This is a genomic window from Streptomyces sp. NPDC051051 (assembly GCF_040682975.1).
Taxonomy (GTDB): domain Bacteria; phylum Actinomycetota; class Actinomycetes; order Streptomycetales; family Streptomycetaceae; genus Streptomyces.
Genome location: NZ_JBFBCB010000050.1, coordinates 1 through 10987, shown reverse-complemented (window position 1 = coordinate 10987; position 10987 = coordinate 1). Strand labels below are relative to the sequence as shown.

The following is a 10987-nucleotide window of genomic DNA, read 5'->3' as shown; positions in this document are numbered from 1 at the left end:
CGCCGGTCACCTCTGTCAGCAGGGCAACGGCACCCGTAGACTGACAAGTCACCGAAGTCCGGACGCTGTTGATGGGGGAGGACAGCCATGTCCGCAGATCAGTACGGCATGCACGACCACGGTTTCCACGTGCCGCCCATGCCGTCGGCGCCGCCACCGGCACCGCCCGCGCCACCGGACGGCGCGCGCGCCGTCGCGGTCGCGGTGCTCAACCTCAGCGGCCTGGGACTCGGGTACGCGCTGCTGCGCCGCTGGGTGCTCATGCTGCTGTGCTGGACCGCCACCGCCGTGCTGCTGCTCGTGGCCCTCCCGGCCGACCCGGACGGCGTCCCGGTGGCGGCCCTCCTGCTGTACGCCGTGTTCCTCGCCGGGGTCGCGGCGCACGGCGCGCTCGTCGGCCTGCGCTCCCGCACGGCGATCGTGCAACGGGCACCCCTCGCCCTGCTGCTGGGCCTGGTCCTGCTCGCCGTACCGGCCGGCGGCGTCGTGCTGTACGACGACGCGCGGGAGGAGGCGACGGAGCAGATGCTCCTCGACCGGCTCGACGAGGCCGACAGGCTGGTCACGGCGTCCGGCAAGGAGGACTTCGGCAGCGGCCGGGCCGGCTACCGCAAGGCGCTGAAGGCCTACGAGGACCTCAGATCCGACCACCCCGACTCGCGCGCCGCCCAGCGGGTGCCCACCCGGATGAAGACCTTCTACACCACGGTCGCCGCCCCGTACGAGGACGCCGACTACTGCACCGCGATAGCGCCCCTGACCTACCTGCGCACGGTCCCCGAGGCCATGCCCTCCACCGACCTCGGCACCCTGGAGAAGTGGCCCGACGACCGGCTGGCCACCTCGCTGTACGAATGCGCCTCGCGGGGCCTGGCCTCCGACCAGTCCACCTGGGCGTCCCAGTTCGGCGAACTGCTGACCACCTTCCCCGACTCCGACCAGGCCGCCAAGGTCCAGCCGGCCGTGGCCGCCGCCGTCACCCGCGAGGTCAAGGGCCTCTCCGGCGCCGAACCCTGCACGGCGGTCGAGCGGCTGCGCGACCTCGGCTCCAGCATCGCGGACCTGCCGGGCGACGAGGCGGGCATCGAGGCCGCCCTCACCAAGGACGCCGGACGCGCCACGAGCAGCGCCGACTCGGGCACGTACACCTGCGGTGTGGACCAGTATCGGGACGGTGACTTCGAAGCCGCGCAGACGACGATGAACGAGTACGTCTCGGCGCACCGGACCGCCAAGAACACGCCCCGGGCGAAGAAGATAGCGATCGCGGCGGAGATCGCCCAGACCCTGCCGGCCGCGGGCAAGACCCTGCCCACGACACGGTCCGGCGGCAGCATCTCGGTCACGGTGAAGAACGACAGCCCCGACGAGGTCACCGTCCTCTACACCGGCCCGGTGACGGGCAGCCTCACCCTCAAGGCCTGCGGCGGCTGCAAGGCGTACTCCCTGGGCAGTACCCTCACCCCCGGCTTCGAGCCGTGCAGCGGCGGCAAGAACTACCCTCAGCGCACGATCAGCCTGCCCCCCGGCACCACCTACTTCGTGCACAAGTCGACGTCGAGCAGCTCCTCCACCTCCTCCACGCCCGCCACGGACACCGCGAAGCTGGAGTCCGGCTACATCTACACGGAGTGCGCCTACACGACGAACTCCCTCGGATCGGGCATCTGAGCGACCCGTACCAGTCTCCGGAAGGCCGTCGTGAACGGCCCGGACGGACCCCGCGAGGGCCGTCGCCGCCGCCGGAACCGTCTCCCCGGCGCGTGCGGCGGCCCTCGCGCACGCCGGGGCTCCGGCCACCGCGGCCACGCACCGTCAGGCGGGTGAAGCCTGGGCCGCCGTTCGCCGGGCGGGGCATGCATGACAGTCCCGGCCGTCCGGCCGCAAACGGCCGTGTCGGCGGACACGACGTGCTGGAGACACATCATGAAACACAGAACCGACCAACCGGGCGGCCCGATCCACCGGGTTCCCGTCCTGATCGTCGGCGGCTCCCTCGTGGGCCTGTCGACCTCACTGTTCCTGGGCCGGCTGGGGGTGCGCCACACCCTGGTGGAGCGCCATTCCGGCACCTCCCGCCACCCCCGCGGACGCGGCAACAACGTCCGCACGATGGAGCTGTTCCGGGTGGCAGGCGTCGAGCCGGCGATCCACCGGGCCGCGGCCACCCTGGCCGACAACCATGGCATCCTCCAGGCGCGCGACCTGGTCGACGACGCGGGCGAGTGGCTGGTCAAGGACATCGACCCGGGTGGCGGACTGGCCCGCTTCAGCCCGAGTTCCTGGTGCCTGTGCAGCCAGAACGACCTCGAGCCGGTCCTGCTCGACCACGCCACGACGCTCGGCGGCGACCTGCGGTACTCCACCGAACTGCTGTCGTTCGACGCCGACTCCGACGGGGTCACCGCGCTGGTCAAGAACCGGGAGACCGGTGAGCACACCGGGATCCGCGCCGACTACCTGGTCGCCGCGGACGGCCCCCGCAGCCCCGTCCGCGAGCAGCTCGGCATCGGCCAGAGCGGCCCCGGCGAGCTGTTCAGCAACGTCAGCATCACCTTCCGGTCCCGTCTCCTCGCCGACGTGGTGGGCGAGCGCCGGTTCATCGTCTGCTACCTCACCAGCCCGGACGGCGACGGCGCGCTGCTGCCGGTGGACAACCGGGAGAACTGGGTCTTCCACGCCCCCTGGCACCCCGAACGCGGCGAGACGCTGGAGGACTTCACCGACGAGCGCTGCGCCGAGCACATCCGGCGCGCGGTCGGCCGGGCGGACCTCGACATCGAGGTCACCGGGCGGGCGCCCTGGCACGCCGCCCAGCGCGTGGCCCGCGGCTACCGCTCGGGCCGCGTCCTGCTGGCGGGCGACTCGGCCCACGAGATGTCCCCCACCGGGGCCTTCGGCTCCAACACCGGCATCCAGGACGCGCACAACCTGGCCTGGAAGCTGGCGGCGGTGCTCGGCGGCTGGGCGGGTCACCGCCTGCTGGACTCCTACGACCTCGAGCGCCGCCCCGTGGCGGAGGCGACCAGTGCCCGCGCCGCGGTCCGGTCGGCCGAGCACAGCCACCCCGGTTTCGCCCCGCCGGCCGGCGCGGGCGGAGGCGGGCCGCAGCGCGGCATCCTCAACGTGGCCCTCGGCTACCGCTACCCGCAGGGCGCCGTCGTCGGCACCGACCCCACCTCGCCGGTGGTCCCGGAGAAGCTCGCCCTCGACGGCGCCCCCGGCACCCGGGCGCCCCACCTGTGGGTCCGGCACGAGGGCAGACGGCTGTCCACGCTCGACCTGTACGAGCGGTCCCTGGTCCTGCTGAGCGACGGCGACGCCGGGGCCGACGGGCCGAACGGCTGGCACGAGGCAGCCGTCCGGCTGGCCGACGAACTGTCCGTCCCCCTCGTGTCGTACCGCGTGGGAGCGGGACCCGACGCCGCGCTGGTGCCCGAGGACGGCGCGGACTGGCGGGAACGGCACGGCACGGCGGGCGGAGGTGCCGTCCTGGTGCGGCCGGACGGGTTCGTCGCCTGGCGCTCGCCCGGCCCGGTCCCGGAGCCCGAACAGGTGCTGCGGCGCGTCCTGACCACGGTGCTGGGCCTCGCCTGACCGGTCGTCGGATGCCGTAGCGGCGTCCGCGGGGCCTGTGCCGGTTCTCCCCCGGGAGGCCGGCACAGGCCCTTCGTCGTTCCCCCGAGTGCCGCCCGCCCTCACCCGGCTGAGCGCCTCGAGTGGTGGGACCCGGCGAAGTGACTGACGGTGGATCACGTCGGGGCCGGGTTGTCTCAGCTGACGAACTGCCAGCTGCCCGGCCGACGGAAGGACCCTCATATGCGCTCAGCACGCATGATCCTGGCCACCGCGGCGGCTTCGGCCGCCCTCGCCATCGCCACGCCCGGCGTGTACGCGGCGGGCGGTGACTGGGAGCAGGACGACTCCTCCTACAGCAAGGAGCAGGACCACGGGAGCAAGGACGACTCCTCGTACGGCAAGGAAGAGGACCAGGGGAGCAAGGACGACGCCTCGTCCAGCAAGGAAGAGGACCACGGCAGCAAGGACGACGCCTCGTCCAGCAAGGAAGAGGACCACGGCAGCAAGGACGACGCCTCGTCCAGCAAGGAGGAAGAGCACGGCAGCAAGCACGACGCGCCGCGCGGCGGCATGCACACGGGTGGCGGTGCGCTGACCGCGATCACGGCCGACGACTGGGACACCGCGCGCGACCCGAAGCAGGACTCGGAGACGTCCAAGGAGGACAGCGAGCACGGCAAGGACTCCTCCTGGACCAAGGACGACGAGGAGAAGGAGTCCTGGACCAAGGACGACGAGGAGAAGCCGCGCGGCGGCATGCACACCGGCGGCGGCGCGCTGAACACGATCAAGGCCGACGACTGGGGCACCGCACGCGACCCGAAGCACGACCCGGAGACGTCCAAGAAGGACAGCGAGCACGGCAAGGACTCCTCCTGGACCAAGGACGGCGAGGAGAAGGGGTCCTGGAGCGGTGAGGAGAAGCCGCGCGGCGGCATGCACACCGGTGGCGGCGCCCTCGACGCGCCCGCCGCGACCGCGGGCGGCCTGGCCGTCCTGGCCGTCGCCGCGACCGGCCTGTACGCCGCGCGCCGTAAGAAGTCGGCCGCCGGCCTGGCCTGACCCGTGCCGGGCGACATAGCAGCCGTGGCCGCCACCTGAGCTGGACGTGGCGGCCCGGCTCGCTTTCCGCCCCCCGCCCGTCCCGCTGCCGTGAACCAGCTAGTGAGGTCACCTCAGATGGCCGTCCACTCCTCCGCCTCCTCCTCCGACAGGTCGGCATCGGCCCGGCAGCCCCGTCGGGGCCTGACCATGCTGTGCGCCGGGGGCCTGCTGCTGCTGGCGGTGCGCCTGCTCGGCAACGACACCCCGCAGGCGGACGCGCCCAGTCCGCCGTCCGACCCGCGGGCCGCCGCACCGGCCTCGCCCGGCGCCGGGCCGGTGGGAAAGCACCTGCCGCGGTCCAGCCCCGTGCGGCTGCTCATCCCGAAGATCTCCGTCGACGCCCCTTTCACCGACCTCGCCATCGGCGCAGGCGGGCAGCTCCAGGCCCCGCCGCCGCACGACACCAACCTGGTCGGGTGGTACGCCAAGGGCGCCTCGCCCGGTGAGACGGGCACCGCGATCATCGCCGGGCACGTCGACACCGCCACCTCCGCCGCCGTCTTCGCCGAACTGAGCGCACTCAAGAAGGGTGACGTCTTCCGCGTGCGGCGGGCCGACGGACGTACGCCCGTCTTCGTGGTCGACAGCGTCGAGAAGTTCGACAAGGACCGCTTCCCCAGCCAACGGGTCTACGGGGACACCCCCGACGCCCAGGTGCGGCTCATCACCTGCGCGGGCGACTACGACCGCACGATCAAGGACTACACGGAGAACCTCGTCGTCTTCGCGCACCTCAGGTGACGGAACCTCACACGGACGAGGGGAGCCGGTCACCCACCCAGTCCCTCCCGGTCGCGCACCGGTCCGGACCGCCACAGGATCAAGACACGCTCACGTCGCCTCACCGCAGCCGAGGTTCCGCCCCGCTCCCCGAAGGAGATCCCCACCATGACCACCACGTCCGCCCCCGCTTCCGAACACCTGACGCGCCAGGTGTCGCAGCGCGTCTCCCAGTCCGTCTTCGACGGCTCCCACCTCCGGGTCGTCCTGCTGGTGGACGTCTACGACGGGGCCCAGCAGCAGTTCCTGGAGGCGTACGAGCAGCTCTGCAACCAGGTCGCGTCGGTCCCCGGTCACGTCAGCGACCAGTTGTGCCAGTCGATCGAGAACCCCTCCCAGTGGCTCATCACCAGTGAGTGGGAGAGTGCCCCGCCGTTCCTCACCTGGGTCAACAGCGAGGAGCACGTCCGGATGGTGGAGCCGCTGCACAGCTGCGTGCGGGACACCAGGTCGCTGCGGTTCCACGTCGTCCGCGAGACGGGCGGCCCGGCCGCACTGGCCGAGCCCGGCGAGCGCCGGCTCCAGTCCTCGCCCCGGATCGGCGACGGCGTGATCCGTCACGCGCTCACCTTCACGGTGAAGCCGGGCAGCGAGGAGGCCGTCGCGAAGATCCTCAGCGACTACGCCTCGCCCGAGCCGCAGGTCGACGACACCACCCGCCTGATCCGCACCTCCCTCTTCATGCACGGCAACCGGGTGGTGCGGGCCATCGAGGTGCGGGGCGACCTGCTCGCCGCGCTGCGGCACGTCGCCCGGCAGCCCGAGGTGCGGGCCGTCGAGGAGGCCATCAACCCCTACCTGGAGCAGGACCGGGACCTCGACGACCCCGAGTCGGCCCGGGTCTTCTTCACCCGCGCGGCACTGCCGGCCGTCCACCACGTGACGGCGGGCGAGGCGGGGCGGGACGCCGTACGGCACGCGCTGTACTACCCGGCGCGCGAAGGCGGCGGTCTGCGGCTGGCCGAACTCCTCGCCCAGCAGGACGAGAAGGCGGCGGACGACCCGCGGAGCCCGGTGCTGCGCAGCACGATCTTCCAGCGCGACGACGTCGTGGTGCGCCTGGTCGACGTACGCGGCGGAGAAACCGACGCCGGTCACGTGCTCGGCCTGACGGACCGGGCCCGCACGGCCGAGCTGACGGCCCTGCTGGACGCCGACGCGCTCGGCGTGGACGCCTCCGCGCTGCGGGACGGGGCCGCCGACCGTCTCCTCCCCCTCGCCCGCATGGAACTCGTCACCGACCGCCGCTCGCCCGACGCCTGAGCCGTCCGGCAGGCGGGGCGCCGGTCGCCCCCGCCGACACAGCACACGAAACGGAGCAACGTCGTGATCACATCCCGTCCCAGAATCGTGGACCTCAGCGAGGTCGAGCCCAACACCCGGCGCGGCGGTGACCTGCGCGCCATGCTCACGCCCACCACGTCCGGCGCCACCAGCGGTTTCATGGGCGTGGCCATCGTCCAGCCGGGTGACCGCATCGGCGAGCACTACCACCCGTACTCCGAGGAGTTCGTGTACGTGGTGTGCGGGCAGCTGGAGGTCGACCTCGACGGCGAACCGCACCCGCTCCAGCCCGAGCAGGGGCTGATGATCCCGATGCACATGCGGCACCGCTTCCGCAATGTGGGCAAGGTCGAGGCGCGCCTGGTCTTCCACCTGGGCCCGCTGGCGCCGAGCCCGCCGCTCGGTCACGTCGACACGGAGGAGACCGAGCCCGTCACCGCGGCGGCGGACGGCGCCCACGGCGGTGCGGTCCGCACGGCAGGACGACGGCAGGTCGGTTCATGAACCGGCGGGTGGCCGTCACCGGCATAGGCGTCGTCGCTCCGGGCGGCATCGGGGTGCCGGCGTTCTGGGACCTGCTGTCCCACGGACGCACCGCGACGCGGGGCATCACCTTCTTCGACCCGACGGGCCTGCGGTCGCGCATCGCGGCCGAGTGCGACTTCGACCCGGCGGCACACGGGCTGGACGCGGAGCAGGTCGCCCGGTGCGACCGCTACATCCAGTTCGCCCTGGTCGCCGGGGAGGAGGCGGTGCGGGACTCCGGTCTCGACCTGGGCCGGGAGAACCCCTGGCGGGTGGGTGTCTCGCTGGGCACCGCGGTCGGCGGCACCACCCGCCTGGAACACGACTACGTGCTGGTCAGCCACGGCGGACAGCGCTGGGACGTGGACCACAGCCGGGCCCAGCCGCACCTGCACCGCGCGTTCTCGCCCAGCACGCTGGCCTCCACGGTGGCGGAGCGGTTCGAGGCGCGCGGGCCGGTGCAGACGGTGTCGACGGGCTGCACCTCCGGGCTCGACGCGGTCGGGTACGCCTTCCACACGATCGAGGAGGGCCGGGCCGACATCTGCATCGCCGGCGCCTCGGACTCGCCGATCTCCCCGATCACCATGGCCTGCTTCGACGCCATCAAGGCCACGTCGTGCAACAACGACGACCCGGCGCACGCCTCGCGTCCCTTCGACGCCCACCGTGACGGCTTCGTCATGGGCGAGGGCGGTGCGGTGCTCGTCCTGGAGGAACTGGAGCACGCCAGGGCCCGCGGTGCGCATGTCTACTGCGAGCTGGGCGGCTACGCGACCTTCGGCAACGCGTACCACATGACCGGCCTGACCAGCGAGGGCCTGGAGATGGCGCGGGCCATCGAGGACGCCCTCGACCACGCCCGGGTCGACCCCACCGAGGTCGACTACGTCAACGCGCACGGCTCGGGGACCAAGCAGAACGACCGGCACGAGACCGCCGCCGTGAAGCGGACTCTGGGCGAGCACGCCTACGGCACCCCCATGAGTTCCATCAAGTCGATGGTGGGGCACTCCCTGGGCGCGATCGGCGCGATCGAGGTCGTCGCCTGTGTGCTGGCCCTGGCCCATCAGGTGGTGCCGCCCACCGCGAACTACGAGACCCCGGACCCCGAGTGCGATCTGGACTACGTGCCGCGTGACGCGCGCGAGCGGAAGCTGAACAGCGTGCTCTCCGTGGGCAGCGGGTTCGGCGGTTTCCAGTCGGCGGTGGTCCTCAACCGGCCGAGGGAGAGGGAGAGGGAACGATGACCGAACCCCGTCCGCGGCGTGCCGCCGTCACCGGTATCGGTGTGGTCGCGCCCAACGGAGCCAGCACCGAGTCCTTCTGGAAATCCACCCAGGAGGGCATCAGCGCCCTCGGCCGGGTCACCCGCGAGGGCTGTGAACACCTCCCGCTGCGCGTGGCGGGCGAGGTACGGGAGTTCGAGCCGACGGCGGCGGTCGAGGGGCGCTACCTCGTCCAGACCGACCGGTTCACGCACTTCGCGCTGGCCGCGGCCGACCTCGCGCTGGAGGACGCCCGCCTCGGCCAGGCCGACACCGGTGACGCGCCGTACTCGGTGGGCGTGGTCACCGCGGCCGGTTCGGGCGGCGGCGAGTTCGGCCAGCGCGAGCTCCAGCAACTGTGGGGCAAGGGCAGCCGCTTCGTCGGGCCGTACCAGTCGATCGCCTGGTTCTACGCCGCCAGCACCGGCCAGGTCTCCATCCGGCGCGGCTTCAAGGGGCCGTGCTCGGTCGTCGCCTCCGACGAGGCCGGCGGGCTGGACGCCCTGGCGCACGCGGCACGGGCGGTGCGACGTGGCACCGGGGTGATCGTGGCCGGCGCGACCGAGGCGCCGCTCGCCCCGTACTCGGTGGTGTGTCAGCTCGGTTACGAGGAGCTGAGCACCGGCGACGACCCCGAGCGGGCCTACCGTCCGTTCACGGAGGGGGCCTGCGGGTTCGTGCCGGCCGAGGGCGGCGCCATGTTCGTCGTCGAGGAGGAGTCCGCGGCCCGGGAACGCGGGGCGCGGGTGCGGGCCGTCCTCGCGGGGCACGCGGCGACGTTCACCGGCGCCTCCCGGTGGGCGCAGTCCCGGGAGGGCCTCGCGGAAGCCGTCCGCGCGGCCCTGGCGGACGCCGGGTGCGCGCCGGAGGAGATCGACGTGGTCTTCGCCGACGCGCTCGGCGTGCCGGAGGCGGACCGTGCCGAGGCGCTGGCCATCGCCGACGCCCTCGGCGCGCACGGCAGGCGGGTGCCGGTCACCGCGCCGAAGACCGGGACCGGCCGCGGCTACTGCGCGGCGCCGGTGCTGGACACCGCGGCGGCGGTGCTCGCCATGGAGCACGGCCTGATCCCGCCCACCCCGCACGTCTTCGACGTCTGTCACGACCTCGACCTGGTGACCGGCCGGGCCCGCCCCGCCGAACTGCGCACGGCGCTGGTCCTCAGCCGGGGCCTGATGGGGTCGAACTCGGCGCTGGTGCTGCGGCACGGCGCCACCGACGCCTCGTGACGAGGCGCGTCCAGGAAGCACAGAGCAGAAGGAGAGGAACCGCATGAGTGACCGCATCACGGTCGAGGAACTGGCCGAACTGATGAAGAAGTCCGTCGGCGTCACCGTCGCCCCGGACGACCTCCAGCGGCAGTACGACGTCGGCTTCGACGCCCTCGGCATCGACTCGCTCGGCCTGCTCGGCATCGTGGGCGAGCTGGAGAACCGCTACGGCACGCCGATGCCCCAGGACGCGGAGCGCAGCAAGACGCCCCGGCAGTTCCTCGACCAGGTCAACAGTGCTCTGCTGGCAGGGGCGTGACATGTCCGGACACACCGAGAACGAGATCGTCATCGCCGCTCCGCTGGACCTGGTCTGGGACATGACCAACGACGTGGCGAACTGGCCGCAGCTGTTCAGCGAGTACGCCTCGGCCGAGATCCTGAAGCAGGAGGGCGAGAAGACCACCTTCCGGCTCACCATGCACCCCGACGAGAACGGCAAGGTGTGGAGCTGGGTCTCCGAGCGGGAGGCGGACCGCGGCACGCTCACCGTGCGGGCCCGCCGCGTCGAGACCGGACCGTTCGCCTACATGAACATCCGGTGGCGCTACGAGGAGGTGCCGCAGGGCACCCGGATGGTGTGGACCCAGGACTTCGAGATGAAGCCCGAGGCCCCCGTCGACGACGCCTGGATGACGGACAACATCAACCGGAACTCCAAGGTCCAGATGGCGCTGATCCGGGACCGCATCGAGCAGGCGGCCACGGAGCACCGGCCCGTGCCGAGCCTGGCCGACTGAGCCGGACGGAGGACAGGATGACGCACCAGGCCCTGATCGTCGCCCGGATGGCCCCGGGGTCCGCCCCGGACATCGCCAAGCTGTTCGCGGAGTCGGACCGCGGGGAGCTGCCGCACCTCGTGGGCGTCTCGCGGCGCAGTCTCTTCCAGTTCGACGACGTGTACCTGCACCTCATCGAGTCCGAGCAGGACCCGGGGCCCGCCATCGCCAAGGTGGCCGGGCACCCCGAGTTCCGGGACATCAGTGAGCGGCTGAGCGCGTACGTCAGCGCCTACGACCCCGCGACCTGGCGTTCGCCGAAGGACGCGATGGCGCACTGCTTCTACCGCTGGGAGCGCGACTCCACGGCGTGAGCCCGCTCACCGGTGCATCAGCCCCAGTGTCACAAGGTAGGCGAGGCCGGCCCCGACGATCAGCAGGACGGTGACGAACATGG

At 72.4% G+C, this 10987-nt stretch carries 11 protein-coding genes; all 11 read left to right on the top strand.

What is annotated here, in order from left to right; all coding sequences use genetic code 11:
* Nucleotides 1-87: 87 nt before the first annotated feature.
* The 11 genes from AB0N31_RS29550 (at nt 88) to AB0N31_RS29500 (ending at nt 10904) form a co-directional block, all read left to right on the top strand.
* The gene (locus tag AB0N31_RS29550; protein WP_366061504.1) at nt 88-1671 is read left to right on the top strand and encodes a hypothetical protein; all 1584 of its coding nucleotides are present in this window, start codon (nt 88-90) and stop codon (nt 1669-1671) included.
* A 255-nt stretch (nt 1672-1926) separates the two neighbouring features.
* The gene (locus tag AB0N31_RS29545; protein ID WP_366061503.1) at nt 1927-3597 is read left to right on the top strand and encodes an FAD-dependent monooxygenase; all 1671 of its coding nucleotides are present in this window, start codon (nt 1927-1929) and stop codon (nt 3595-3597) included.
* 222 nt (nt 3598-3819) lie between these two features.
* On the top strand, nt 3820-4641 hold the full coding sequence (locus AB0N31_RS29540; RefSeq protein ID WP_366061502.1) for a hypothetical protein: 822 nt from the start codon (nt 3820-3822) through the stop codon (nt 4639-4641).
* A gap of 189 nt (nt 4642-4830) precedes the next feature.
* The gene (locus AB0N31_RS29535; protein WP_366061551.1) at nt 4831-5424 is read left to right on the top strand and encodes a class F sortase; all 594 of its coding nucleotides are present in this window, start codon (nt 4831-4833) and stop codon (nt 5422-5424) included.
* A gap of 147 nt (nt 5425-5571) precedes the next feature.
* Complete coding sequence (locus AB0N31_RS29530; protein ID WP_366061501.1) at nt 5572-6726, top strand: SchA/CurD-like domain-containing protein; 1155 nt, start codon at nt 5572-5574, stop codon at nt 6724-6726.
* A 63-nt stretch (nt 6727-6789) separates the two neighbouring features.
* On the top strand, nt 6790-7251 hold the full coding sequence (locus AB0N31_RS29525; RefSeq protein ID WP_366061500.1) for a cupin domain-containing protein: 462 nt from the start codon (nt 6790-6792) through the stop codon (nt 7249-7251).
* Nucleotides 7248-8522 (top strand): beta-ketoacyl-[acyl-carrier-protein] synthase family protein, encoded by a 1275-nt coding sequence (locus AB0N31_RS29520; protein WP_366061499.1) that lies wholly within the window; start codon nt 7248-7250, stop codon nt 8520-8522. The genes AB0N31_RS29525 and AB0N31_RS29520 overlap by 4 nt, the downstream gene beginning before the upstream one ends.
* Nucleotides 8519-9769, top strand: a complete 1251-nt coding sequence (locus tag AB0N31_RS29515) for a ketosynthase chain-length factor (protein WP_366061498.1) — start codon at nt 8519-8521, stop codon at nt 9767-9769. The genes AB0N31_RS29520 and AB0N31_RS29515 overlap by 4 nt, the downstream gene beginning before the upstream one ends.
* 43 nt (nt 9770-9812) lie before the next feature.
* Nucleotides 9813-10070: an acyl carrier protein gene (locus AB0N31_RS29510; RefSeq protein WP_366061497.1), complete on the top strand. Its 258-nt coding sequence runs from the start codon at nt 9813-9815 to the stop codon at nt 10068-10070.
* A 1-nt stretch (nt 10071) separates the two neighbouring features.
* The gene (locus tag AB0N31_RS29505; RefSeq protein ID WP_366061496.1) at nt 10072-10551 is read left to right on the top strand and encodes an SRPBCC family protein; all 480 of its coding nucleotides are present in this window, start codon (nt 10072-10074) and stop codon (nt 10549-10551) included.
* Nucleotides 10552-10568: 17 nt separating this feature from the next.
* The gene (locus AB0N31_RS29500) at nt 10569-10904 is read left to right on the top strand and encodes a TcmI family type II polyketide cyclase (protein WP_366061495.1); all 336 of its coding nucleotides are present in this window, start codon (nt 10569-10571) and stop codon (nt 10902-10904) included.
* Nucleotides 10905-10987 lie beyond the last annotated feature (83 nt).